Origin of the sequence: Novosphingobium sp. ST904 (assembly GCF_001298105.1) — a bacterium.
GTDB lineage: Bacteria > Pseudomonadota > Alphaproteobacteria > Sphingomonadales > Sphingomonadaceae > Novosphingobium.
Window position 1 is genome coordinate 62961 of record NZ_LGJH01000141.1, and the last position, 24709, is coordinate 87669.

Consider the following 24709-nt stretch of genomic DNA (forward strand, 5'->3'; position numbering starts at 1 on the left):
ACCCAAGAGGATGCCCATTCGATGGAAATGACCTGCCTCAAGACCGACGTGCCAAGCCCCGAGGAACTCGACATCCCGGCGCTGAAGGCCAAGTATCGCCAGGAGCGCGACAAGCGCATGCGGCGCGAGGGCGGCGAGCAGTACGTGCGGCCCACCGAAGACTTTTCCGACAATTACGCCCACGATCCCTTCACCCCGGTGGCCGAGCGTGAGCCGATCGTCGAGGATCTGGACGTCGCCATCCTCGGCGCCGGTTTCTCGGGCATTCTGGCCGGCTACCACCTGCACAAGCAGGGCGTTTCCAACGTGCGCAACATCGATCACGCCGGCGGCTTCGGCGGCGTATGGTACTGGAACCGCTATCCCGGCGTGCAGTGCGACAACGACGCCTACTGCTACCTGCCGCTGCTGGAAGAAACGGGCTTCATGCCCAGCAAGAAGTTCTCGGACGGCTGGGAAATCCAGCAGTACTGCCAGGACATGGCCGAGCGGTTCGACCTCGTGGACAAGGCGCTGTTCCACACGCTCGTCACCTCGATCCAGTGGGACGAAAGCATCAAGCGCTGGCACGTGAAAACCAACCGCGGCGACGACATTCGCGCCCGTTTCGTGGTCATGGCCGGCGGCGTGATGAACATGCCCAAGCTGCCCGGCATCCCCGGCATCCACGACTTCAAGGGCAAGATGTTCCACACCAGCCGCTGGGAGCATGACTATACCGGCGGTTCGTGGACCGCGCCGGAGCTGGAAAAGCTCAAGGACAAGCGCGTCGCCATCGTCGGCACCGGGGCTACCGCCGTGCAGGCGGTGCCCTACCTCGGCAAGTACGCCAAGCATCTCTTCGTGCTCCAGCGCACGCCGTCGAACATCGACGAACGCCCCAATCCGCCGACCGACCCGGACTGGGCCGCCTCGCTCGCGCCGGGCTGGCAGCAGGAGCGCATGGCGAACTTCCACCGCGCCGCGCAGCAGTTCTTCCTGCCGGGCGAGCCTGACCTGATCTGCGACATCTGGACCGAGATCAGCCGCAACCTCGCCGTCGAACTGGCGGAGGAAGGCTGGCCCGCGCTCGATCCGCTGGAGTTCATGGATCGCCGCGAAGTCGTGGACTTCCAGGTGATGGAACGCCTGCGCCGCCGTGTCGATGCCATCGTGCAGGACGAGGAAACGGCCGAGAAGCTCAAGCCGTGGTTCCGCTTCATGTGCAAGCGGCCGCTTTCCAACAACGAGTTCTACCCGACCTTCAACCAGCCCAACGTCACGCTGATCGACGTTTCGGGCACCCAGGGCGTGGAACGGATGACCGAGAAGGGCTTCATCGCCGATGGCGTGGAGCACGAGGTTGACCTGATGATCTTCGCCTCCGGCTTCGAAGTGACCAGCGACCTGAAGCGCCGCTGGGGCATCGACACGGTGGAAGGACGCGGCGGCAAGTCGATCTACGACCACTGGACCAACGGCGCGAGCACGTTCCACGGCGTGATCACCGACGAATTCCCGGCGATGTTCTACATGGGCTACATCCAGGGCGCCACGAACTCCTCCACGACTGAGCAGTTCGGCCGCCAGGCGGAGCACATCGGCTTCATGGTGGGCGAAACCCTGCGCCGCGGCGCCAGCACCGTCGCCGCCACCAGGGAGGGCGTCGAAGGCTACTGCGCGCACTGCAAGGAAAACGAAGTCGACATGTCCGGCTTCCAGAACGACTGCACGCCCAGCTACTTCAACAACGAGGGCGACAAGGAACTGAAGTGGGCCCTGTTCCGCGGCTATCTGCCCGGCTGGGACGCCTTCCGCGACATGCTGGCCGACTGGCGCGGCAGCAAGGAACTGGACGGGGTAAGGTTCGAGGCCTGATTCTCGAATAGCCCTTTCCGGCCGGGGGCGCGGGTTTCGCCCGCCCCCGGCCAGCATTTACCCGACGCGGCGGCGATGGTGCCGGCGGCGGCGGCAATTCCCGGACGGAACCGGCGTAACGCCGAACTCCGCACTTGCCGAGGCCGCCGCGCGGGCATCGCCGCCGACATGACCGCGCCGACCGACCGCACCGCCCTTCTTGCCGGCCTCTCCATCGTCGTGGCGCAGGCCTCGATCAATCTCGGCGCCGCTTTCGCCAAGAGCCTGTTCCCGATCGTCGGGCCGGAAGGCGTCGCCGCCCTGCGCACCGCGATTTCGGCCGCGATCCTGCTGGCCATAGCCCGCCCCTGGCGCAGCCGCATGAGCGGGCGGCAATTGGGCTGGCTGCTGGTCTACGGGCTCGTGCTGGGCGGCATGAACCTGATGATCTACTGGGCGTTCCGGCGCATCCCCATTGGCATTGGCGTTGCCATCGAGATTTGCGGACCGCTCGGCGTGGTCCTGGCGACCTCGCGTTCGCTGCGGGATTTTCTCTGGCTCGGCCTGGCGCTCGGCGGACTGGCGCTGCTGATCCCCTGGCCGGGACGCGCCGCCCCGCTCGATCTGGCCGGGATCGGCTTCGCGCTTGGCGCGGCGGCCTGCTGGGCGCTCTATATCCTTTGCGGGAAACGCGCAGCGCAAGTCGGCAGTTCGACGGCGGTCTCCATCGGGATGACGGTGGCCTGCCTCGTCACCGTGCCCTTCGGGATCGCTTCGGCTCCGGCCAGCCTGCCGCTGCCCGCGCTCGGCCTCGGGTTCGTCGTCGCGATCCTGTCCAGCGCCTTGCCCTACATGCTTGAAATGCGGGCGATGACGCAGCTCCCCAGCCGGATCGTCGGCCTGCTCAGCAGCATGGCCCCCGCACTCGGCGCGATCGTCGGCTTCGCGGTTCTGGGCGAGCGGCTGACCGGGCTGCAATGGCTGGCGGTGGCAATGATGATCGCGGCAAGCGCGGGCTGTTCGCTCGCCGCCCGGTCCCCCGTGGCAAGCCCCCGCGACGAGGCGATGGCCTGAACCGCCGCCTCAGCCCTCGATATCGAGCTGCCGCAGCACTTCGGCTATCGCGCGCGGATCGCTGGCGAACCCGAGGTGCGAACAACGGATGGCCACGGCGCGGTCGCGCTCGTGCGGCCATCCGCAGGCGGAGCGCGGATGAATCACCCCGTCGCGCGGGCTCCACAATGCGATGGTCGGTACGGGCGGCTTCGCGGCGAAATCGCAGTCGATCGGCGGTGCGTCCACCGAATGGCCGGTGACCACCTGATAGGCCCGCCAGGCATTGTTGGCGCGCGGATCGCCGGAAAAGGGCGTGCCCATCGTCACCACCTTGCCCACGCTGTCCGGCTCGCGGCGGGCGATCTCGCGGGCGAACCAGGCCCCCCAGGCTCCAGCCGACCAGCGTGACAGGCGCCCGGTGCCGCCGCGCCAGCGCGCCGACGCGGCGCATCAGGAACTCGAAGTTGGTCTGGTTGGGGCCGAAGTTGAAGCCGAGCCCCCATTCGTGCACGTCATGCCCGGCCTGGGCGAGGGCCTCGGCCATCGGCTTCATCCGGTTGGGATGGGCGCCGAAGCCGGGAAGCAGCATGACCGGCTGGGGATGAAGCGCTTTCTCGACGCCGAGCAGCTTCGCGCCGCGGCTGCGGAGAGACGCGAGTTCCGCCAGGAACAGGCGAAGCGACGGCTTGCGGACGCCTTCGGGATGCGGTTCGCGCGCCAGCGCGCGCGGCGCGCGATGGCGCTGCGCATGACGCCGAACTGCCGGGGGGCCGGACCGTTCACGCCCCTGCGGACTCCTGTCCGATCGACCGCCGACATGCTGTCATCCCTGCCGCCTTCACTCCTTGCAGTCGCCGACCCGCGTGGTCGTCATGTGCATCGTCATCTTCATCTGTCCGTTCTGGGCGCCTGCGCGGTTCCCGTCATGTCCATGGCCACGGTGATGTCCGAACTGTCCTCGGCCACTTTGCCGTTCAGCGTCATGACCGCCTTGCCGCCGTCCTTCGCCGTGCAGTTCATCTGGGCATCGAGCTTGCCGCCATCAACGGTGAAGCGCGAATAAGCGCATTCCTTGTCCTTATCGACACTCTCGAACATGTCGCGGTAGCCTTTGTCGGACTGTTCCCTGGTCAGGCAGAACTCGCTGACCTTCTCCTTGGCCAGCATCGCCTTCATCTGGTCGACGGTTTCCTTCGGCATTCCCGGCAGGTCGATCCCGGTAACCGCGATCTTCTGGCTGTACTGGCCGGGCTTGGGACGATCCAGCTTGGCGGCTTCCTGCTTCACCTCGTCGATCGATTTCGCGCCCTCGGCCTCGTGGCCGGAGTCCTTCGAACCGCAACCGGCAGCCAGCATTGCCAGACCGATCGCCGCGGTCATCGTCACGTATCGCTTCATCTCGCCTTGATCCTTCGCACCATCCCCGGATGTGAGCGGGGTACCATCGGCGCGTCGTCACTGCCAACGACTCATTGCGGGCGCGTGGCATATACCCCATATGTTCTCCCATGGCAGAACTGATCATTCGCCGGGGCCTTGAGGAACCGGACACCTCGGGCACGTTCGTCCCTCACAAACCGCAGCGTCCCGACAAGTCGATGCCGGGCAGGCCGTTCAAGGTCGTTTCCGAATACGAACCCAACGGCGACCAGCCCACCGCCATCGCCGACCTCGTCTCGACCGCCGAAGAGGGCGAGAAGACGCAGGTGCTGCTGGGCGTCACCGGCTCGGGCAAGACCTTCACCATGGCCAAGGTGATCGAGGAACTGCAGCGCCCGGCGCTGATCCTCGCGCCGAACAAGATCCTCGCCGCGCAGCTCTATGCCGAAATGAAGGACTTCTTCCCCGAGAACGCGGTCGAGTATTTCGTCTCCTACTACGACTATTACCAGCCAGAGGCCTATGTCGCCCGGTCGGACACCTACATCGAGAAGGAAAGCTCGGTGAACGAGGCGATCGACCGGATGCGCCACTCGGCCACGCGGGCATTGCTGGAGCGGGACGACGTGATCATCGTCGCCTCGGTCTCGTGCCTCTACGGGATCGGCTCGGTCGAGACGTATTCGGCCATGATCTTCGACCTCAAGACCGGCGACACGCAGGACCAGCGCGAGATCATCCGCAAGCTGGTCGCCCTCCAGTACAAGCGCAACGATGCGGCCTTCACGCGCGGCACCTTCCGCGTGCGCGGGGACAACCTGGAACTGTTCCCCTCCCACCTTGAGGACACCGCCTGGCGCATCTCGTTCTTCGGGGACGAGATCGAGGAAATCGCCGAATTCGATCCGCTCACCGGCAAGAAGGGCTCCGCGCTCGAAAAAGTGCGGGTCTACGCGAACTCGCACTATGTCACGCCGGGGCCGACGATGAAGCAGGCCAGCGAGGCGATCCGCTTCGAACTGACCGAGCGTCTGAAGGAACTCGAAGCCGAAGGCCGCCTGCTGGAAGCCCAGCGGCTGGAGCAGCGCACCAATTTCGACCTCGAGATGATCGCCGCCACCGGCAGTTGCGCGGGGATCGAGAACTATTCGCGCTTCCTCACCGGCCGCATGCCGGGCGAACCGCCGCCGACGCTGTTCGAATATCTGCCGGACAATGCGCTGCTGTTCGTGGACGAAAGCCATCAGACGGTGCCGCAGATCGGCGCCATGTCGAAGGGCGATCACCGCCGCAAGATCACCCTTGCCGAATACGGCTTCCGCCTGCCCAGTTGCATCGACAACCGCCCGCTGCGCTTCAACGAATGGGATGCGATGCGCCCGCAGACCATCGCCGTCTCGGCCACGCCCGGCCACTGGGAGATGGACCAGAGCGGCGGCGTCTTCGCCGAACAGGTGATCCGCCCCACCGGCCTGATCGACCCGCCGGTGGAGATCCGCCCGGTCGAGGATCAGGTGCAGGACTGCATCGTCGAATGCAAGACCACGGCGGAGCGCGGCTATCGCACCCTCGTCACCACCCTCACCAAGCGCATGGCGGAGGATCTCACCGAATTCATGCACGAGGCCGGCGTGCGCGTGCGCTACATGCACAGCGACGTCGAGACGCTGGAACGTATCGAACTTATCCGCGACCTGCGCATGGGGGTCTACGATGTGTTGGTGGGCATCAACCTCCTTCGCGAGGGGCTCGACATTCCCGAATGCGGGCTGGTCTGCATCCTCGATGCCGACAAGGAAGGCTTCCTGCGCAGCGAAACCTCGCTGATCCAGACCATCGGCCGCGCCGCGCGCAACGTGGATGGCCGCGTGATCCTCTATGCCGACCGCATGACCGGATCGATGGAACGCGCCATCGCCGAAACCGACCGCCGCCGCACGCGCCAGGAAGAATACAACACCGAGCACGGCATCACCCCGCAGACGATCAAGCGCCGCATCGCCGATATCGTGGCGGACACCGCCAGCCGCGACGGCGTGCTGATCGACATCGACGCGGAAGGGCAGAACAACCTCGTCGGCCACAACTTGCGCGCTTATATCGAGGAACTCGAACAGAAGATGCGCAATGCCGCAGCCGACCTCGAATTCGAGGAAGCCGGCCGCCTGCGCGACGAGATTCGCCGCCTGGAAGCCAGCGAACTCGGCATCCCGGACGATCACAAGAAAGCCCCGATCGTCGGCCGCAGCAACGAGGGCAAGCCGGGGACGCGCAAGACGCGCTATGGAAAATCCCAGAAAAAGCGGTGGGGCAGCTGAGGCAAGGCCGGTTCACGGAAGACGGGGTTGCTCATCCGCGCATCCGCCGATGCCGGATGGCAAAATGCCCGGGAGCCTGAAGAACAGGTCCCGGGCAGTGTCAGGATGGCTTGTCGCCGATCCTTCGGGTCGCAGGGTTATCCTGTACTGATTCCAGGGCGGCGGCATACCATGTTCATGGTACTTTCCCGGAAGATCCATCGCATAACGGTACTTGTTAAGTACTGTTACCCGCCCCATGATATCGTTTGTGGGCATTGACAGGGACCAGTCTCGCGCAGGCGATCTTGCGGAGCTTTTCACGCGCGCACCGTTCGAGGATGCAGGGTGGGACAAGGCGCTGAAGGCGCTTGCCAGTGAAACCGGCTCCTCGCGTGCGCAGCTTCTGGCGCTGGGTGACCGCAACACCGCCTTCAACTGGGTGACGGACAGCGACCAGACCTTCATCGACGAGTTCGTCTCGATCGGCGGTTACCGGCCCGACGTGAACTACCGGGTCGCCGCCACGCGCCCGCCGCTCGAACTGTCATGGGAAGCGCATTACGCGGCGGCGCGCGCCGTTTCCACCAATGAGAGCTATCTCGACTATGTGCGCCGCCACGATGCCGAATTCGGCGTCCAGATGGTGCTGAGCCAGCGCCCCCGCGTACTGTTCGGGATCGCCGCGCTGCATGGCACCCGGGACGGCCCGACGACCGAGGCCCAGCGCGAGGTCTTCGCCCGGATCGGGCCGACCGTGCTGGACGCCATCCGGCTTCAGGATTCCATAGAGCATCAGGGCGCGGCGCTCCTGCAAGGATCGCTCGAAGCCATGAGCAGCGCCGCGATCCTTCTCGACGCGGTGGGCAAGGTCTGTGGAATGACTGGCGCCGCCCGCGACCTGCTGGGCCCACGAACGCTGCAGGTTCGCGCCAGGGTGCTTCGCGCCGCGCGGCAGGACGTGGACCTTGCGCTCCAGACGCAGATCGGCGCGGCCCTTGCCGGCACCCGCACCGGACCGGCCGATCTCTGGCTGCACGCCGACGAAGGCCCGGTCCTGCTCGACGTCCGCACCCTGCCGCGGCAGGACTGGACCTTCGGTTTCGCGCCGCGCGTGATCGTCACGCTGCGCGCGCCGATCACGCCCGCCAATGTCCCGCCGCAGCGGCTGGCAGACGCCCTGAAGCTGACCATGGCCGAAGCCGAAGTCGTCATGTTGCTGGCGCAGGGCCATTCGCGGCAGATCATCGCCGGAATGAGAAACGTCAGCGTCCAGACCGTGGTGGCCCAGTTGCGCACGATCTTCCAGAAATGCGGCGTCAATCGCGAGGCGGAACTGGTCGCCACGGCAGGATCGGTGATAGAAATGGTGTCGCGATAAGGGGAACGGACCAGGCGGATTCTGTCATGCATCCGCCGCAACCGTGTGTTTGGACTTTGCACTGGATTCGTCGCCCCCGGAGGCCGACTGGCGCTTCCAACGTCATTCAGAAACGAAGAGGATGCCCATGCGCATTGAGAGTCCCGAGCTTCGCTCCAAGGTCATGCCGGCAGAAGAGGCCGCGCGCCTGATCGAAAGCGGCACCGCCGTGGGCATGAGCGGCTTTACCGGCTCGGGTTATCCCAAGGCCGTGCCGCTTGCCCTTGCCGCCCATATCGAGGCCGAACACGCCGCGGGCCGCGCCTTCAAGGTGCGCATGTGGACCGGCGCCTCGACCGGCCCCGAGCTCGACGGCGCGCTGGCCAAGGCCGACGGAATCGAGTTCCGCCTGCCCTACAATTCCGATCCCATCGCCCGCGAACGCATCAACAAGGGCGAGATGAACTACTTCGACATGCACTTGTCGCAGGTCGCGCCGATGGCCTGGCAGGGCTTCCTCGGCCCGCTCGACACCGCGGTGATCGAAGTGGCCGGCATCCGCGCCGACGGCAGCCTGATCCCCTCCTCCTCGGTGGGCAACAACAAGACCTGGCTCGACCGCGCCTCCAAGGTGATCCTCGAAGTGAATTCGTGGCAGAACGAGGCGCTGGAGGGCATGCACGACATCTATTACGGCACCGCCCTGCCGCCCGCGCGCGTGCCGATCCCGCTGGTGAAGCCCGATGACCGCATCGGCGAACCCTACCTCAAGGTCGATCCCGCCAAGGTCGTCGCCGTGGTCGAGACCGACCGGCCGGACCGCAACGCCCCGTTCAGCCCGCCGGACGAGAAGGCCAGGGCGATCGCCGGCCACATCCTCGAATTCCTGAGCCACGAAGTGAAGCTGGGCCGCCTGCCCTCGGCACTGCTGCCGATCCAGTCGGGCGTGGGCAATATCGCCAATGCCGTGCTGACCGGCCTTGTGGATTCGCCGTTCGATGCGCTGACTTCCTACACCGAAGTGATCCAGGACGGCATGCTGGACCTGCTGGATTCCGGCAAGCTGCGCATGGCCTCGGCCACCGCCTTCTCGCTCAGCCCCGAGGCCGCCGCGCGCGTCAATGCGGACATGCACCGCTACCGCGACAAGATGATCCTGCGCCCGCAGGAAATCTCCAACCACCCCGAACTGATCCGCCGCCTCGGCTGCATCGCCATGAACGGGCTGATCGAGGCGGACATCTACGGCGCCGTGAATTCCACCCACGTCATGGGTTCGCGCATCCAGAACGGCATCGGCGGTTCGGGCGATTTCGCGCGCAATGCCTATATCTCGATCTTCATGACGCCCTCCACCGCCAAGGGCGGCAAGATCTCGGCCATCGTGCCGCAGGCCAGCCATGTCGATCACATCAACCAGGACGTGCAGGTGATCGTCACCGAGCAGGGCCTGGCCGACCTTCGCGGCCTCAGCCCGCGGGAGCGCGCCAAGGTCATCATCGCCAACTGCGCGCACCCGGACTATCGCCCGCTGCTGGAAGACTATTACGCCCGCGCGCTCAAGGGCTCCTACGGCCTCCAGTCGCCCTCGCTGCCGGGCGAGGCGCTGTCCTGGCACCAGCGCTTCATCGAGACGGGATCGATGCTGCCCTGAACGGTTTCGGACGGCACCCCCGAGCCGTCCGAACGCTGGCCTGCCCTGCCTTCCGATGGCTTAACCCATGGCCAATCCCCGGAAGGCAGGACGGGCCAGGCACCATTTTTTCCGGTCCGAACCCTTGTCGTATACTATCTTCGAGTTCTAGGTATCGCCCCATGAGCGCCCGTTCGGGCGCAGTCCAAAAGGGGTCGTTCCTTTCATGCGCAAAGTTTCGCTGGCCTGCCTGGCCATGGTTCTCGCCGCCACCTCGTTCCCGGCCTTCGCGGCCGCAAAGCCCGCCGACAGCGCCGAAGCGAAGAAGGGCGACGATGCGAAGGGCGACGAACTCCCCATGCTGCCCGCGCCCAAGTCGATCAAGCAGAGCGCGGTGATCGGCGGCAAGACCGTGAATTACGTCGCCACCGTCGGCGCGCTGCCGATCAAGGACGAGAAGGGCAAGACCATCGGCGAGGTGGTCTACACCGCCTACACCGTGCCCGGCGCGCCCACTTCGCGCCCCGTGACCTTCGCGTTCAACGGCGGCCCCGGCGCGGCCTCGGTCTACCTGAACCTCGGCGCCATCGGCCCCAAGCGCGTCCAGTTCGGCGCGCAGGGCGATGCCCCATCCGATCCGGCCGTGCTGCATGACAACCCGAACTCGTGGCTGGACTTCACCGACCTCGTCTTCATCGACCCGATCGGCACCGGCTTCTCGCGCAGCCGCGTCGACGCCGAGGAGACCAAGAAGGCGTTCTACACCTCCGAGAACGACATCAAGTACCTCAGCCGCGTGGTCTACGACTGGCTGAACCAGAACGGCCGCCTGACCAGCCGCAAGTACCTTTCGGGCGAGAGCTACGGCGGCTACCGCGTGCCGCGCCTGGCCTATTACCTGCAGACGCAGATGGGCGTGGGCATCTCGGGCATGACGCTGGTTTCGCCCTATCTCGATCCGCCCGCCATCGGCGAGGACGACGCGCTTTCGCCGCTGCCCTGGATGATCAACCTGCCCGCCATGGTCGCAGGCCACTTCGAACGTCAGGGCAACCTGAGCGAGGCTTCGATGGCCCCCGTCGAACAGTACATCCGCACCCAGTACGTGCAGGACTTCCTGGCCGGCCCGCAGGACAAGGCCGCGACCGACCGCCTCTCGGCCAAAGTGGCGGAACTGACCGGGCTCGATCCGGCCCTCGTGCGCCGCATGGACGGCCGCGTGGATATCGGCACCTACTTGCGCGAAATCCGCCGCGACCAGGGTCTTGTCGGTTCGGTCTACGATTCCAACTTCACCGCCTACGATCCCTTCCCGGCCAGCGCCCGCCCGCAGTACAGCGACCCGCTGCTGACCACCCTGATCGCGCCGACGACTTCGGCGATGGTGGACTTCGTGACGCGTCAGGTCGGCTGGAAGGTCGATGCGCGCTACAACGCACTGTCCTATGAAGTGAACAACGCCTGGGAACGCGACGACAGCGACAATCCGGTCAAGGACCTGCGCCAGGCGATCTCGATCGACCCGAAGATGACCGTCGACATCGTTCACGGCTGGGACGATCTCTCGTGCCCCTACTTCGGTTCGCGCCTGATCATGTCGCAGATGCCGCAGTTCGGCCGCCCGGACCGCGTGCGACTGCACATGTACCCCGGCGGGCACATGTTCTACTCGCGCACGGACAGCGGCGCGGCGCTCCGCCGCGATATCCTCGAAAGCTACCGCGCGGCGTCGTGACGCAAGAAAAACGGGGCTGCGGACGATCCCGCAGCCCCGTTTTCTGCCGCCCGGGCGGCATAGGAAAGGGACGCTTGCGAGCGTCCCTTTTTCGCGTTCAGAGCTTGCCGAACTTTTCTTCGTAAGCGCCGGTGTCCCCGCCGGAGAGCAGGCGTGCCTGTTCCACCCAGCTATCGCGGCGCGGACGGCCCGCGAAGGCCCCCAGCTTGCCGTCCAGCTCATCGAGATCGGCATCGGTCCAGGCGGCGATCTGCTCGAAGCGGGTCACGCCGAGCGCGGTCAGCAACGTGAGCATCTTGGGGCCGAGGCCCTTGATCTTGCGCAAGTCGTCGCCCTCGCTCGCCGGCGCGGCGGCAGGTGCGGGCGCGACTTCGGCGGGCTCAGGCGCCGGAGCCTCGGGCTCGGGCGTAGGCTCAGGTACAGGCGTAGGCGCGGGCGCAGGCGCCGCTTCCGGCTCGGCCGCGATGGTCTGCGGCGGCGGGGTGGCCGCATCCACTTCCTGCTGCGCGGCCACGGCGATCACTTCGCCGATCCCGGCCATCGTCCCCGCCATGGCAGGCGGATCGATATGGACGGGCGCGGTGAACTGCGCAGCGGGCGGCGCATCGTCTATCAGGGCCTGATTGCGCTGCGCGGGCGCGGCGCCTTCGTCCAGCACGTCGGGACGATGGGCGCGGGGCGCGGGCTTGGAGGCGCGCGCGAACAGCCAGTAGGCGACGACGATGCCGACCAGCAACGCGACGATGAAGATCAGCCAGTTGGCCTCGATCATTTGCACCACAACTTATCCCTTCCGGTTCCAGACCAGCCAGCCGATGCCGAAACCCGCCATGTAGGTCAGCAGCACCGAAACGGCCATTTCAAGCCATAGCGGCATCGGCGGCTCCTTTCATCGTAATTTGCACGGTCATTCGGCACCCGGCGTATCGATCGGGGTTGGCTTGACCGGGGCCGAGGCGATCACCGAAAACTCGATCCGGCGATTGGCAGGGTCGAGCGGGTCCAGACCTTCTATGGGCGTCTTCGATCCCAGCCCTGCCGCGCGCAGGCCGTCGGCGGGAATGCCGCGGCCGATCAATGCCCAGCGCACCGATTCCGCGCGGGCGAGCGAAAGCGCCTTGTTCGCCTGCGGGTTGCCGGTGGCGTCGGTATGCCCGGTCACCGCGATGATGCTGCCCACGCAGGGACGCAGGGCCCTGGCCACTTCGTCGAGCAGGCGTTCGCTGACGGGATCGATCCGGGCGCTGGCCTCGGTGAAGCGGATCGTGCGCGAGGCGAGGATGGCCTCCACGTCGTCCTGGCAGCGCAGCCGGGTGCCGCCGGTGCCGTCACCCTCGCTCGACCAGGTGATTCCGCCGATGCCCGGTACTTCGGTCACGGCGGCGGCAACGCGGGTGCGGGTCTCGGCGTCCAGCCCCTTGCCGCCCGAAAGCACCGGATGGCGCGTCAGCCAGCCGTAGCGGTCGCGGAAGGCGAGATCGACGCCGCTTCCGCCCGCCCGGTCGCGCACGATTTCCGCCTGCCGTTCCAGATTGCCGATGAAGATCGGCCCGCGCACTCTCGTCGCAACAAAGGAAAGCGCCAGACATAATGCGGCGCCGGCGGCAACGATGGATGCGCGGCGGGGGTTCATGAAGGCAGCCTAGACGAAATGAAGTGCCGGAGGGAACACCTGAAAATACGGATCAGGCGGCCTTTGTCTTCTGGAACAGCTTGCGGTCCTCGGGACCGAAGGCCTTCTTCCAGATAACGAGGAAGTAGGACCCCAGGATCGCGGGAATGCCGAAGGCCAGCTCCGCCCATTCCGGCAGGAACTGCGTGGCGAGATAGCCCAGTACGACCGCCGGAACCGCTGCCCATACCAGCGCCCAGCGCCAGTTGTTGATCGGCTCCCGGAGATAGTTCGCCAGCATCTTGGACTTCACCAGCGAGGCGAAGCCCAGCGCCGTCATCAGCGCGGCCGCCGCCGTCGCCGCCTGATAGAGCGAATTGTAGCCCAGCTTCTGCATCGCCAGAATGCCGCCCAGCGTCAGCACCGCCTGCAGCGCGATGGTGACGAGCGAGACCACGAGGTTCCTCATGCGTGCGACATAGACCAGCGCCGCTTCGCTGACGACGGCGGTGGCCGCCACCACTTCGGCGGCGAGCAGGAACGCCAGCGCCCCGGTGCCGCCCACGAATTCGCGGCCGACCAGACCCATCACGCCCTCGCCGGGAATGCCCAGCGCAAGCGCGATTCCCGCCTGCGCGGCGGTGATCCAGAAGCCCACCTGGCAAACCTGCCGGGCGATGGCCGCATAGTCCCGCTGCTTGAGGTTGCGGGTGATGACGGGGCCGAGCACCGGCTCGAAGCTGGTCTTGAGCTTCTGCGGCAGGCTGGCGACCTGCTGCGCGGCGTAGTAGACGCCGACGGCCGAGGACGGCGCGAGGAAGCCCAGCAGGAACAGGTCCACGCGGCGCGTGCCCCATTCGATCGTGTCGGCCAGCGCGATCGGCAGCGAACGGATGGCGAGCGCCTGCATCTGGCGCGGGCGCGGGCGCCAGCCCTGCGGCAATCCATATTCGCGGAAGAAGGGAATGAAGGCGGTGATCGCGGCGGCGACGATCGAACCCATGTAGGCGATCGACAGCCCGCTCTCGGGCGCCAGCCAGATCATCGCGCCCGCCAGGATCGAGATGACCCATGGCTCCACGATCGCGCGCGACCATACCGTGGGCGTTACCCGCAGCCGGTAGGCCAGCGCCGCCAGCCAGATCTCGGTCATCGTCAGCGGCAGGATGGCGATCACCATCAGCCGGTCGATCTGGGTATAATGGCCGCCCGGGAACATCGGCGCGGGCACGAACCAGAAGAACAGCGACGCCGCGCAGGAGGCGATCACCGCCAGGATCATGCCGTCGGCAATGACGTTGGCCGGGTGGACCTGCCCTTCGGTATCGGAAAGGCGCTGCGCCAGGCCGCGCTTCTCGCCCATGGTGCAGATCATCGAGGTCAGTTCGATCACCACCAGCGCCGAGGCGAAGCGGCCCAGCGCCGCAGGTCCGTAGACCGAGGCGCGACCGGCGATGAACAGGAAGGGGATGCGCGCGGCAAGGCGCAGGAAGAACCCGAAGAGATTGGTTCGCCCGCCCTTGGCCAGCGCCGCAATATCGTCGTGTTCCTTGCTTGCCTGCTCCGCTGCGGTGCGGGTCACGATACCGTCGCTCAAGAACGCTGCTCCTGCTCGGCGCGAAGCGGGCGCGAAAGGATCTGCGCAACGACCTCGCCCGCCGGAACCTTGCCTTCCAGCAGGCGGCTGACGGCCTCGGCGATCGGCATCTCGATACCGTCGCGGCGCGCCAGTTCGGCCAGCACCGGCGCGGTGGCGGCGCCTTCGGCCACCGAATTCTTGCCCGAAAGCGCTTCGGCCGCCGTCAGCCCCTGCCCGAGCGCAAGGCCGAGCGAGAAATTGCGGCTGGAAGTAGAGGAACAGGTCAGCACGAGATCTCCAAGGCCGCAGAGCCCGGACAGCGTTTCCACCCGCGCGCCGCGCGCCACGCCGAAGCGCAGCATTTCGGCATAGCCGCGCGCGATCAGCGCGGCGCGGGCGTTCTGGCCGAGCTTGAGGCCGTCGACCACGCCGCAGGCGATGGCCAGCACGTTCTTCACGGCGCCGCCGATCTCCGCGCCGATCACGTCGTCGGAATAATAGGGGCGCAGCGAAGGCCGCGCGATCAGCGGCGACAGGCGCCGCCACTGCGCATCGCCGCCCGCGCAGGCGAGCGTCACCGCCGTCGGCAGGCCGGCAGCCACTTCATGCGCGAACGTCGGGCCGGAAAGGACCGCGATCTGGCCATGCGGCACGGCCTGCGCGGCCACGTCCGCCATGAGACGGCCGGTGCCGGCCTCAATGCCCTTGGCGCAGAGCACGAGATCGCCCGAAAAGCCCAGCGGCGGAAGCTGGGCAAGCACACCGCCAAGGAACTGCGCGGGAACCACCGCGAGCAGCACCGGAAGCGCCGCCAGGTCGGCCAGGTTCGACGTGGCTCGCACGGTTTCGGCAAGGGCTGCGCCCGGCAGGTAGACTTCGTTGCGCCGGTCGGCGTTGATGCGCTCTGCCAGTTCCGGCTCGCGCGCCCAGAGCAGCACGTCGCTGCCGTCCCCCGCGAGCGACTGCGCCAGGGCGGTGCCCCAGGCGCCCGCCCCGATCACTCCGATTCCCGCGCTCATGCCTTCACCCCCGCGCCGCGCACGGTCTCGGCATCGGGATCGAGCGGCCAGCGCGGACGCGCCGCCACATCGAGCGGATCGGACTGGCCCATGGCGAACCGCTCCACGCCCGCCCAGGCGATCATCGCGGCGTTATCGGTGCAGAGGCCCAGCGGCGGAGCGACGAAATCGAGGTCATGCTCGGCGGCGAGGGCTTCGAGCGCGGCACGGATCGCCTTGTTGGCGGCCACGCCCCCGGCGACGACCAGCGCGTTCAGCTTGCCGTATTCCGGGCCGACCGAGGCCAGCGCGCGGCGGGCGCGGTCCATCAGGCAGTCTATCGCGGCCTGCTGGAACGAGGCGGCGATATCGGCATCGGCATATTGGCCGGATTGCTTGGCGCGCATGACCGCGCTCTTCAGCCCGGCGAAGGAGAAATGCGGCTCGTCCGAACCCTTCAGCGGACGCGGCAGCGGCACCGCCCTGGCATTGCCTTCCAGCGCCAGCCGTTCCATCGCCGGTCCGCCCGGATAGCCGAGGCCCAGCAGCTTGGCGGACTTGTCGAAAGCCTCGCCCAGCGCGTCGTCGATGGTGGTGGCAAGGCGGCGGAACCGGCCGACGCCTTCCACCAGCAGGATCTGGCAGTGACCGCCCGATACCAGCAGCAGGAGATAGGGATAGGCAAGCTCGCCGTCGGCAAGGCGCGGCGACAGCGCATGGCCTTCGAGGTGGTTGACCGCGATCAGCGGCTTGCCCGTCGCCATGGCGAGCGCCTTGGCCGTGACCAGCCCCACCATCACCCCGCCGATCAGTCCGGGTCCGGCCGTGGCGGCGATGGCATCCACGTCGTCCAGCGTCATCCCGGCATCCGCCAGGGTCGCCTCGATCAGCGGCGCGATCCGCTCGGCATGCGCGCGCGCGGCGATTTCGGGCACGACGCCGCCGTAAGGCCGATGCGCCTCGTCCTGCGAGGCGATGCGCTGGGCGAGGATCCTGCGGTCGCTGGTTACCAGCGACGCCGCCGTCTCGTCGCACGAGCTTTCGATGCCCAGTACCGTCCGCATTGTATCTTTCCCTGAACGACCCTTCCACTGGACGACATTGGCGGGTAGCACAACCCGCCGATGACGACGCAAACTGACACGCAAAAACAAAGCTTCCGCCTCGGCACCCGCCGCTCGCCGCTGGCGATGGCTCAGGCCGAGGAAACACGCGACCGGCTGGCCGCCGCTCACGGAATCGATCCCGCGCATATAGAGATCGTTGCCGTGACCGCCAGCGGCGATCGCATTCAGGACCGCGCGCTGGCCGAAATCGGTGGAAAGGCGCTGTGGACGAAGGAACTCGACGCCTGGCTGGCGGACGGCGAGATCGATTTCGCGGTCCATTCGGCCAAGGACGTGGAGACGATTCGCCCCGAAGCCTTCGCGATCGGCGCGATTCTCCCGCGGGAAGACGTGCGCGACGTGCTGGTCGGGGCCGAGAGCATCCGCGCCCTGCCGCAAGGCGCGGTCGTGGGCACCAGCGCCCCGCGCCGGGCCGCGCAGCTTCTCCACGCGCGGCCGGACTGCAAGGTCGTGACGTTCCGCGGCAATGTCGCCACCCGCCTCGCCAAGCTGGCCGCCGGAGAGGCCGATGCCACGTTCCTCGCAGCCGCCGGACTTAAGCGGCTGGGCGAGACCGGCACCGGCCACCCGCTGGGCGAAGAGGACTGGCTGCCCGCTCCCGCCCAGGCCGCGATCATGGTCGAATGCCGTGCCGACGATGCCCGCACCCGCGCTTTCCTCGCCGCCGTGGACGATGCCCAGAGCCGCGCCTCGGTGCTTGCCGAACGTGCCCTGCTTGCCGGCCTTGGCGGCAATTGCCACAGCCCGATCGCCGTGCTCACCCGGCACGACGGCGCCAACCTCGCGATGCGGGCCGCGCTCTACAGCCCGGACGGCGCCGAAAAGGTCGAGGGAGAGGCCAGCTTCCCGCTTTCCGATCGCGATGGTCCGGCGCGCCTCGCCGCCGACCTGCTCGCCCGCGCGGTTCCGGCCATCGCCGTCCACTTCACCGGGGCGGGCTGAGGCGGCGATGCCGCCCGTCATCGTCATCCGGCCCGAACCCGGCACTGCCATGACCGTGGCGGCGGCAAGGGCCATGGGGCTCGATGCCCGCGCCTTTCCGCTGTTCGCGGTTCGCGCCCTGCCCTGGTCTCTGGTGCCGCGCAGCGAAATCGACGCCGTCCTGCTCGGCAGCGCCAATGCCCTGCGCCATGGCGGCCCCGCACTCGGCGCCTATCGCGGCCTGCCCGCGTACGCGGTGGGGGACCGGACGGCGCAGGCCGCCCGCGACGCCGGTCTGGACGTGGTGCGCACGGGCAGCGGCGGACTGCAATCGGTGCTGGGAAACCTCGCCCCCGGCCATGGCCGCCTGCTGCGATTGGCCGGACGCGAGCACACCATCCTCGACGTGCCCGCCGATCGCACCGTGATAACCCGCGAAGTCTACGCCAGCGAAAGCCTTCCCCTGCCGGCCGGACTGGCCGAAACGCTGAAGGAACCCGCCGTGGTCCTGCTCCATTCCGCCGAGGCGGCGGGGCATTTCGTGGGCGAGTGCGACCGGATCGGCATCGGCCGCGCGGGAATCGCCCTGGCCTGCATCGGCCCGCGCGTTGCCGGGCGGGCGGGGTCAGGCTGGGCCGCCCTGCGCAGCGCCGCGCTCCCCAACGACACTGCGCTGCTGGCCATGGCCCTGGAGATATGCCAAGACTTCCCCTCGGGATCGTAAACTGACAGAACCAGACTTGATGCAGGATTTCACCTCGCCACAACCTCATTCGTCCTCACGCCCGCGTTCGCGCGGAGGTGTATTCTTCGTTGCCCTGATTGCTTTCCTGCTGGGAGGCGCGCTGGTCGCCTGGGCAGCGGCAAGCGGGGAACTGGCAAAAATCCTGCCGCAACGGGCCATGCCGCAAGGCGAAACCGCGCCGCAGCCAGAGCAGGCCACGCCCTCTCGCCCGCAAGTACCGATGGCCACGGCGCCTTCGTCACCGGCGCAGCTGGCCGCGCTGGGATCGGTCGAAGGGCGGCTCGCGCTGCTTGAGGACCGGCTTTCCCGCATAGATTTCCAGACCGGCGCCGCCTCGGGCAATGCCGCCCGCGCCGAGGGCCTGCTGATCGCCTTCGCCGCGCGCCGCATGGTCGATCGCGGCGAACCGCTGAGCTACGTCGCCGACCAGCTTCGCCTGCGCTTTACCAATGCCCAGCCCCGCGCGGTGCAGACGGTGATCGAATTCTCGAAGAACCCCGTCACCATCGACGAACTCTCCGCCCGTCTCGAAGCGCTGTCGCCCGAACTCAGCGAGACGCAGAGCAACGAAAGCCTCTGGCAGAAGGCGCGCCGCGAACTGTCGAGCCTTTTCGTGGTGCGCCGCGAATCCTCCACCCTCCTGACGCCCACCGCCCGCATCGACCGCGCCCGCCTGATGCTGAGCGCCCGCCGCATCGGCAATGCCATCAGCGAAGTGGAGCGCCTGCCCAATGCGCAGGCCGCCCAGACCTGGACCGCCGATGCGCACCGCTATCAGGACGTGCAGGACGCGCTCAACCTGCTCGAAACCACCGCCATGCTCGAACCACGCCGCCTGACCGACGCCGAAGGGCACACGGTGGACCAGCCGAGCCCGCTGGCGACACCGGGCGTGCTGCCGACCGACCTGCCTTCGGCGGATGCTTCGGAAGCGGCTCCGTCCGAATAAGGGTGAATGCGAGGGGTAGGCAGGGGGGCGTGAAGCCCCTTATCCCTGCAGAAGCTCCGGCAAGGCGCCCGACATCCCGCGCGCCTCATCCATGAAGAAGCGCTTGAGGCTGGGCAGGCGCTGCACCGCACCCATGCCGAGGCGGCGCGCCGCGCTGGGCAGGCGGCCGGGAATGCCAAACAGGCGGGTCAGCCCGTCCGTCACCGACATCACCATGAACGTATCGAGGCTGCGCCACTTCTCGTAACGCGCCAGCAACTGCGCATCGCCCGGCTCAAGGCCAAGGCGCATGCCTTCGGTGAGCACTTCGACCAGCGCGCCGACGTCGCGCAGGCCCAGATTGAGGCCCTGCCCGGCGATCGGGTGCATGCCGTGAGCCGCATCGCCGATCACCGCAAGGCGCTCGTCGATCACATGTCCGGCGTGATGGAAACGCAGCGGATAGCTCATGCGCGGCGCGGAAAGCGTGATCTTGCCGAGCACGCCGTGCATCCGGCTTTCCACTTCGTTGAGGAACATGGCGTCCGGCATGGCGATGATCCCGGCGGCATCCTTTTCCGCCACCGTCCAGACCAGCGCGCTGCGATGGCGGCCCTGATCGTCATCAAGCAGCGGCAGCAGCGCGAACGGTCCCGCCGGGTAGAAGATTTCCCAGGCCGTGTTTGCGTGCGATTTCTCGTGGAACAGCCCGGTCACCATGGCGCGGTGTTTGTAGTCCCACTTGGCCAGCGCGAAGCGGGCCTCGTCGCGCGTGGGCGACTGGCGGCCCTCGGCGGCGACCAGCAGGCTCGCGCCGAGCACGCGGCCGTCCGAAAGCTCCACCTCGACACCGTGCGGCCCCCGGTCGCGCCGGACCGCTTCGGTGCGGACGTGCCAGGCGATGTTCTTCTCCTCACGCGCGGCGGCGAACAGGGCTAGGCGCAAGTCGCGATTGGCGAACATGCGGCCCAGCGAGCCTTCCTCGGGCTTGGGCGTGAAATCGATCCGGCCCGGCTTCATCGAATCGGTGACGGCGATCGAATCGATCGGGCAACCGAGATCTTTCAGCGCAGGCGCGAGGCCGATGTTGGTGAAGAGGTTCCAGCTCGCCGTCGAAATTGCCGAGGCCCGGCCGTCCGCGCCTTCGGCAGTGAGATCGGCCGGGTCGCCCGGTCGATGACGTGGCTGGTGATACCCGCCCGGGCCGCGGCAAGCGCCAGCGTCATGCCGACGAGGCCGCCGCCCAGGATGATCAGGTCGCGGTGTTCCGCCTTTTGGTCGTGCTTCGCTGCAGAGTCGTTCATCGACGGCAGCTATCGGCCTCTCCGGCGTCGATGTCGAGACACCTTCCGTCCCAGGTGCCGGCCGGCGCGGTCAGACCCACCGTCGCGGCAAGGGTGGGCGCGATGTCCACCGTCTCCACCGGGGTCGGCTGTTCGAAACCGGTCATGCCCTTGCGCCAGAACAGCATCGGCACGCGGCGATCGTAGTCCCACGGGCTGCCGTGCGAGGCGACCTTGAACGGCTTGGCCTCGCCCGGCACGACCCCGCGCACGGTCAGCATCTGCACTTCGCCCGAGCGCCCCGGCACGAAGGAGGCGCGGACCTTCTGCTCCATCGTCCAGTCCTGCGGATTGCCCTTGGGCTGGGGCCACTGCATGATCTGGTCCTGCGTATAGACAGCGGCGATCTGCGGATTGGCCTTCAGGCGCGCGACGAGCGCGGCCATGACCTTCTGCTTCTGTCCGGCCGTCAGTTCGGACGAGAACCAGACGCTGCCCGCCTCGCCCGCACCGTAGAACAGCGGGCCGTTCTTCACGGTCACGCCGGTATCCTGCGAGACGGCGGCGGCCAGTTTTCCGGCGGTGAGAGCGGGATCGATGCGGGTGGCATCGGGATTGCCGCGCAGCTTCTGCCGCTCGGGCGCATCGAAGCCGCCGTGATCGGCGCTGAGCACGACCTCGTAATCGATCCCGCGCGCATCGAGCGCGTCGAACAGGCTGCCGATGGCCTCATCCAGCACGTTCATCTGGATGCACATTTCCACGCCCTCAGTGCCGAAGGCATGGCCGACCTTGTCCGTAGCCGAGAAACTGACGGAGAGCACGTCGGGCACGGCATCCTTGCCCATGCCCAATTCATCCACCATGCGCACGGCCATCTCGGCGGTGGCGGTGTCCACGCGCGGGCCGTTGGCGTAGGACTTGAAGTCCCCGGCGGCCAGCGGGAAACGGTACGTGCCGATGGTGAAGTCCTTGATCGGCGTCGCCCGATCGACACTGCCGCACCAGCCCGGCACCGCCAGCGGGCCGTCACCGGCCGCGACGCGCTTCGCCATGACCGCGTTTTCGGTCTCAGCCGCCTTGCTGATCCTGCGGTTCTCGAATGTGGTGAAGCCCTTGGCGCCGATCCAGTAGACGGCGTCCGTGTCATGGCCGCTCATCATCACTGCGGCGCGGTCCTTGGCGGAGACGGCTGCGTTGATGGTCGCGGGATTGCGCTTCTTCATGAGGTCGCCCAGCGTCGGCGCCTTGAGGTGCGCGGGGCTGACCACCGGATTGTCCGGCGTGGACCGGGGGTTGGTCTCGTCCTCGACGCAGTAGACTTCCTTTTCGGCGCGGGCGATGCCGGGCTGGTACCACGAATTCGCGGTAATGCCGGTGCGCGAAGGGTGCACACCGGTCAGCAGCGTCGAATGGCCGGGGCAGGTCTCGGTGGCGGCGTGGGATTGGAAGCCCGAGGGGAACACCGCCCCTTGCAGCAGGCGCGTGAAGCCCCTGGTGAAATGCTCGCGGTACTGGGCGAAGAGGTCGGCCGAGAACTGGTCCACCGAAATCGCGACAATCAGCCGGGGCTCGCCCTGCGGCGCGGGCGCGGAAGCAGCGGCCACCGGTGCTTCCTGCGCCAGTGCGGGGGCCGAAACGGCCAGTGCCGCAACCAGGGCCAGCGGAGCGAGCGACGAGGAAAGCAGGCGCATCGGGGGGACTTCCTTGAAATGTCGATGCAATGGGCGCAGATGCATCGATGTCTGCAATGCGTGGGCGACGCAAGCGCCCCCAACGCACGGGAGTTTCATGAAAAAGCGCCGCTATCGCCTGTTTATGGCACTCATGTGTCAAATGCTGGCGCTCTTTCTTGCCCCGCTCGCCGCCAAGGCCGCTCCCGCCCACATCGCCGCCGAACTGGTGGCCGGTCCGGCGGCGGCGCCGGGCGGCGAAAGCACCATCGCCATTCACATGACACCGGCGCAAGGCTGGCACGGCTACTGGTCGAACCCCGGCGACGCCGGCCTCGGCATGCAGCTCGACTGGACCCTGCCTGACGGGGCGAAAGCCGGCAGCCCGCGCTATCCGGTACCGCAGACGCTGGTGGTTTCCGGACTGATGAACCACGTCTTCGAAAGCGACTACGCGGTGCTCGTGCCCTTCACGGTTCCGGCGGATGCCGTGCCCGGAAGCCGCGTGCCGGTCCGCCTCCATGCCGAATGCTCGCCTGCACCGAACAGATCTGCGTGCCCGAACGTGCCGACCTCGCCGTTGAGGTGCCGGTGGCCGCCAAGGCCGAGACCGGCGCGGATCCGCGCTTTGCCGAATGGCTGCGCCGCCTCCCCGCCCCGCTCGACGCCGCCGCCACCTTCAGCCTCGACGAGCGCACGGTGCGCCTCGCCATCCCGCTTCCCGCCGCCACTCCGCTGGATGACCCGCACGTCTTCATCGGCGAGGACAAGCTGGCGGACTATGCCGGCAACCAGCAATTCGCCTGGAAGGGCGACATGCTGATCGTCACGCTCCCCCGCACGAAGCTCGACCCGCGCGGCGCGGATGTCCTGACCGGGGTGCTGCGCCTCAATCCCGCGGGAGACGGCATCGCCTTCACCGCTCGCGCGGGGACGGTGCCGACAGGCGGCACGCCGCTCGCCGCCGATGCCGCCGCGCCCGAACTGCCCTCGCTGCCGCTGCTCCTGCTCGCCGCGCTGGCGGGCGGGTTGCTGCTCAACGTCATGCCCTGCGTTTTTCCGATTCTCAGCCTCAAGGCGCTGAGCCTCGCCGCGCGGGCGAGAGCGAGAGCCATGCCCGGATCGAGGGACTTGCCTATGCGGCGGGCGTCATCACCGCCTGCCTCGGGCTTGGCGCGCTGCTGCTGGCGCTGCGCGCAGGCGGCGAGCAGGTCGGCTGGGCGTTCCAGTTGCAGGAGCCGCTGGTGGTCGTGAGCCTTCTGCTGCTCGCCTCGGTCATCACCGCCAACCTTATGGGCCTGTTCGAGTTCACGGTCCCCGGCTTCGTGTCCGGCGGTTCGCCCTCCAGCTTCACCCGGGGCGCTTTCGCCACCGGCCTGCTCGCCGCTTTCGTGGCGACGCCCTGCACCGGACCGTTCATGGCTTCGGCGATGGGCGCGGCGCTGCTGCTGCCGGTATTGCCGGCAATGACCCTGTTCGCCGCGCTCGGCCTCGGCATCGCCCTGCCCTTCCTGGCGGTGGCCTTCGTCCCGGCGCTGCGCAAGCGGCTGCCCCGGCCCGGCGGCTGGATGGTGACGTTCCGCCACTGGATGGCGCTGCCGATGGGCCTGACCGCGCTGGCACTGGCATGGCTGACCTGGAAGGCCGGAGGCACCGTATTCGTGCTGGGCGCTCTTGTGGGCCTGATCGCGATCCTTGCCATCCTCCTGGCGGCGGGCCGCGCCCAGCGCCGGGGCAAGGCCGCCCGCCCCTTCGCCGTGCTTGCCCTTGCCGCCGCCGCCATCGTGCTGGCCGTGCTGCCCCGCCCCGCCCCGCCTGAAGAGCGCATCGAATCGCTGCTGGCGGCAAAGCCCTTCAGCGAGAAGGCACTGGCCGATGCGCGCGCCGCCGGAAAGCCGGTGTTCGTCTGGATGACCGCCGACTGGTGCCTCACCTGCAAGGTCAACGAACAGGTCGCCATCGAGCGCGAGGAAACGCGCGCCGCCTTCGAAAAGGCCGGCGTCGTCGTGCTGCGGGGGGACTGGACCCGCCGCGATCCGGAGATCACCCGCTACCTCACCGCGCAAGGCGCAGCAGGCGTGCCGCTTTACGTCTGGTACGCAAATGGCGGTAAGGCGGAGCAATTGCCGCAAGTGCTGACCCCGGCGCTTCTCGCCGAAAAGGCCGAAGGCTGAACGGCTGGCCTTCGCCCGACCGCCGATAGGCACCCGTCCATCGATATGGCCCTGTCGCCCCGGCAGGGCTCATGATGAAGTGACGTGACCGGGACGTGTACCGAGCCGACCGGCGCAGGCGCCGGGAGTACCGTCCATGGCTCGAAGTCCGATTTCGGCTGATTCCCACACCGCCACTTCGCGCGGTGCGCAGTGTATTGGTCGTAGCCGGCTTCACCGGTCGTTATGGCCGTAGACCCGGCATCCGGGGATCCACCGGAAGAAACGGACCTGAAGCGGGAACGGCGCCCCCTGCTCGGCCTCACCATCGCCATCGCCTTTTCGGCAACATTCTGGATCATGCTTGCCGTGTGGCTGCTCTAGGGTCAGGAC

General features: G+C 67.6%; 17 protein-coding genes and 2 pseudogenes. 10 read left to right on the forward strand and 9 right to left on the reverse strand.

Going from position 1 to position 24709, the window contains the following annotated elements; genetic code table 11:
- Window positions 1-21: 21 nt before the first annotated feature.
- Entirely contained in the window at window positions 22-1857 is a 1836-nt protein-coding gene (locus tag ADT71_RS12070) for an NAD(P)/FAD-dependent oxidoreductase (protein ID WP_231635835.1), read from the forward strand.
- Between the two features lie 168 nt (window positions 1858-2025).
- Window positions 2026-2910: a DMT family transporter gene (locus tag ADT71_RS12075; RefSeq protein WP_054437195.1), complete on the forward strand. Its 885-nt coding sequence runs from the start codon at window positions 2026-2028 to the stop codon at window positions 2908-2910.
- A gap of 9 nt (window positions 2911-2919) precedes the next feature.
- Here ADT71_RS12075 and ADT71_RS33580 read toward each other — a convergent pair whose 3' ends face one another.
- Both ADT71_RS33580 and ADT71_RS12085 read right to left on the reverse strand, forming a co-directional pair.
- On the reverse strand, window positions 2920-3231 hold the full coding sequence (locus ADT71_RS33580) for a hypothetical protein (RefSeq protein ID WP_231635836.1): 312 nt from the start codon (window positions 3229-3231) through the stop codon (window positions 2920-2922).
- A gap of 549 nt (window positions 3232-3780) precedes the next feature.
- Window positions 3781-4290 carry a DUF3617 domain-containing protein gene (locus ADT71_RS12085; protein WP_231635837.1) on the reverse strand — a complete coding sequence of 170 codons (510 nt, stop codon included), beginning with the start codon at window positions 4288-4290 and terminating at the stop codon, window positions 3781-3783.
- Window positions 4291-4400: 110 nt separating this feature from the next.
- Here ADT71_RS12085 and uvrB point away from each other — a divergent pair, with 110 nt between their 5' ends.
- The 4 genes from uvrB (at window position 4401) to ADT71_RS12105 (ending at window position 11297) form a co-directional block, all read left to right on the forward strand.
- Window positions 4401-6590 carry an excinuclease ABC subunit UvrB gene (uvrB, locus tag ADT71_RS12090; RefSeq protein ID WP_054437165.1) on the forward strand — a complete coding sequence of 730 codons (2190 nt, stop codon included), beginning with the start codon at window positions 4401-4403 and terminating at the stop codon, window positions 6588-6590.
- 250 nt (window positions 6591-6840) lie between these two features.
- A complete protein-coding gene (locus tag ADT71_RS12095) occupies window positions 6841-7950 on the forward strand; it encodes a LuxR C-terminal-related transcriptional regulator (protein ID WP_231635838.1) in 1110 nt (369 codons plus the stop codon).
- Between the two features lie 127 nt (window positions 7951-8077).
- Complete coding sequence (locus ADT71_RS12100) at window positions 8078-9583, forward strand: acetyl-CoA hydrolase/transferase family protein (protein ID WP_369818239.1); 1506 nt, start codon at window positions 8078-8080, stop codon at window positions 9581-9583.
- 205 nt (window positions 9584-9788) lie between these two features.
- Entirely contained in the window at window positions 9789-11297 is a 1509-nt protein-coding gene (locus ADT71_RS12105; protein ID WP_054437167.1) for a S10 family peptidase, read from the forward strand.
- Between the two features lie 97 nt (window positions 11298-11394).
- Here ADT71_RS12105 and ADT71_RS12110 read toward each other — a convergent pair whose 3' ends face one another.
- From ADT71_RS12110 to tsaD, 5 genes are all read right to left on the reverse strand, one after another.
- Entirely contained in the window at window positions 11395-12069 is a 675-nt protein-coding gene (locus tag ADT71_RS12110) for a hypothetical protein (RefSeq protein ID WP_054437201.1), read from the reverse strand.
- Between the two features lie 135 nt (window positions 12070-12204).
- Window positions 12205-12930: an OmpA family protein gene (locus ADT71_RS12115; RefSeq protein WP_054437169.1), complete on the reverse strand. Its 726-nt coding sequence runs from the start codon at window positions 12928-12930 to the stop codon at window positions 12205-12207.
- Between the two features lie 52 nt (window positions 12931-12982).
- Window positions 12983-14506, reverse strand: coding sequence for a lipopolysaccharide biosynthesis protein (locus ADT71_RS12120; RefSeq protein WP_054437171.1), 1524 nt, complete (start codon window positions 14504-14506; stop codon window positions 12983-12985).
- Window positions 14503-15507, reverse strand: a complete 1005-nt coding sequence (locus tag ADT71_RS12125) for an NAD(P)H-dependent glycerol-3-phosphate dehydrogenase (RefSeq protein WP_054437173.1) — start codon at window positions 15505-15507, stop codon at window positions 14503-14505. Before ADT71_RS12125 ends, ADT71_RS12120 begins: the two co-directional genes overlap by 4 nt.
- Window positions 15504-16550 (reverse strand): tRNA (adenosine(37)-N6)-threonylcarbamoyltransferase complex transferase subunit TsaD, encoded by a 1047-nt coding sequence (gene tsaD / locus ADT71_RS12130; protein WP_054437175.1) that lies wholly within the window; start codon window positions 16548-16550, stop codon window positions 15504-15506. Before tsaD ends, ADT71_RS12125 begins: the two co-directional genes overlap by 4 nt.
- Before the next feature lie 60 nt (window positions 16551-16610).
- On the opposite strand from tsaD, the gene hemC reads away from it, so the two are divergent.
- Genes hemC through ADT71_RS12145 form a run of 3 tightly spaced genes read left to right on the forward strand, consistent with a single transcriptional unit; the run spans window position 16611 to window position 19228 of the window.
- Window positions 16611-17555 (forward strand): hydroxymethylbilane synthase, encoded by a 945-nt coding sequence (gene hemC / locus ADT71_RS12135; protein WP_082370305.1) that lies wholly within the window; start codon window positions 16611-16613, stop codon window positions 17553-17555.
- Between the two features lie 7 nt (window positions 17556-17562).
- Complete coding sequence (locus tag ADT71_RS12140; protein ID WP_054437177.1) at window positions 17563-18258, forward strand: uroporphyrinogen-III synthase; 696 nt, start codon at window positions 17563-17565, stop codon at window positions 18256-18258.
- A gap of 19 nt (window positions 18259-18277) precedes the next feature.
- Entirely contained in the window at window positions 18278-19228 is a 951-nt protein-coding gene (locus ADT71_RS12145) for a hypothetical protein (RefSeq protein ID WP_054437179.1), read from the forward strand.
- A 39-nt stretch (window positions 19229-19267) separates the two neighbouring features.
- On the opposite strand, the pseudogene ADT71_RS12150 reads toward ADT71_RS12145, so the two are convergent.
- Together ADT71_RS12150 and ADT71_RS12155 are read right to left on the reverse strand one after the other, a co-directional pair.
- Window positions 19268-20511, reverse strand: a pseudogene (locus tag ADT71_RS12150) (FAD-dependent monooxygenase).
- Complete coding sequence (locus ADT71_RS12155; protein WP_054437181.1) at window positions 20508-22184, reverse strand: alkaline phosphatase family protein; 1677 nt, start codon at window positions 22182-22184, stop codon at window positions 20508-20510. Before ADT71_RS12155 ends, ADT71_RS12150 begins: the two are co-directional and overlap by 4 nt.
- 97 nt (window positions 22185-22281) lie before the next feature.
- Between ADT71_RS12155 and ADT71_RS12160 the strand changes: the two are divergent.
- Window positions 22282-24337 (forward strand): annotated as a pseudogene (locus ADT71_RS12160) (protein-disulfide reductase DsbD family protein).
- Window positions 24338-24709 lie beyond the last annotated feature (372 nt).

Excerpts from the sequence above, each read along its gene's own strand:
- ADT71_RS12100 (WP_369818239.1), top strand. The coding sequence starts at position 8,078 with ATGCGCATTGAGAGTCCCGAGCTTCGCTCCAAGGTCATGCCGGCAGAA.
- ADT71_RS12145 (WP_054437179.1), top strand. The coding sequence starts at position 18,278 with ATGCAGGATTTCACCTCGCCACAACCTCATTCGTCCTCACGCCCGCGT.
- tsaD (WP_054437175.1), bottom strand. The coding sequence starts at position 16,550 with ATGCGGACGGTACTGGGCATCGAAAGCTCGTGCGACGAGACGGCGGCG.
- ADT71_RS12070 (WP_231635835.1), top strand. The coding sequence starts at position 22 with ATGGAAATGACCTGCCTCAAGACCGACGTGCCAAGCCCCGAGGAACTC.
- ADT71_RS12110 (WP_054437201.1), bottom strand. The coding sequence starts at position 12,069 with ATGATCGAGGCCAACTGGCTGATCTTCATCGTCGCGTTGCTGGTCGGC.
- ADT71_RS12085 (WP_231635837.1), bottom strand. The coding sequence starts at position 4,290 with ATGAAGCGATACGTGACGATGACCGCGGCGATCGGTCTGGCAATGCTG.
- ADT71_RS12115 (WP_054437169.1), bottom strand. The coding sequence starts at position 12,930 with ATGAACCCCCGCCGCGCATCCATCGTTGCCGCCGGCGCCGCATTATGT.
- uvrB (WP_054437165.1), top strand. The coding sequence starts at position 4,401 with ATGGCAGAACTGATCATTCGCCGGGGCCTTGAGGAACCGGACACCTCG.
- hemC (WP_082370305.1), top strand. The coding sequence starts at position 16,611 with ATGACGACGCAAACTGACACGCAAAAACAAAGCTTCCGCCTCGGCACC.
- ADT71_RS12075 (WP_054437195.1), top strand. The coding sequence starts at position 2,026 with ATGACCGCGCCGACCGACCGCACCGCCCTTCTTGCCGGCCTCTCCATC.
- ADT71_RS12155 (WP_054437181.1), bottom strand. The coding sequence starts at position 22,184 with ATGCGCCTGCTTTCCTCGTCGCTCGCTCCGCTGGCCCTGGTTGCGGCA.
- ADT71_RS12140 (WP_054437177.1), top strand. The coding sequence starts at position 17,563 with ATGCCGCCCGTCATCGTCATCCGGCCCGAACCCGGCACTGCCATGACC.
- ADT71_RS12105 (WP_054437167.1), top strand. The coding sequence starts at position 9,789 with ATGCGCAAAGTTTCGCTGGCCTGCCTGGCCATGGTTCTCGCCGCCACC.
- ADT71_RS12125 (WP_054437173.1), bottom strand. The coding sequence starts at position 15,507 with ATGAGCGCGGGAATCGGAGTGATCGGGGCGGGCGCCTGGGGCACCGCC.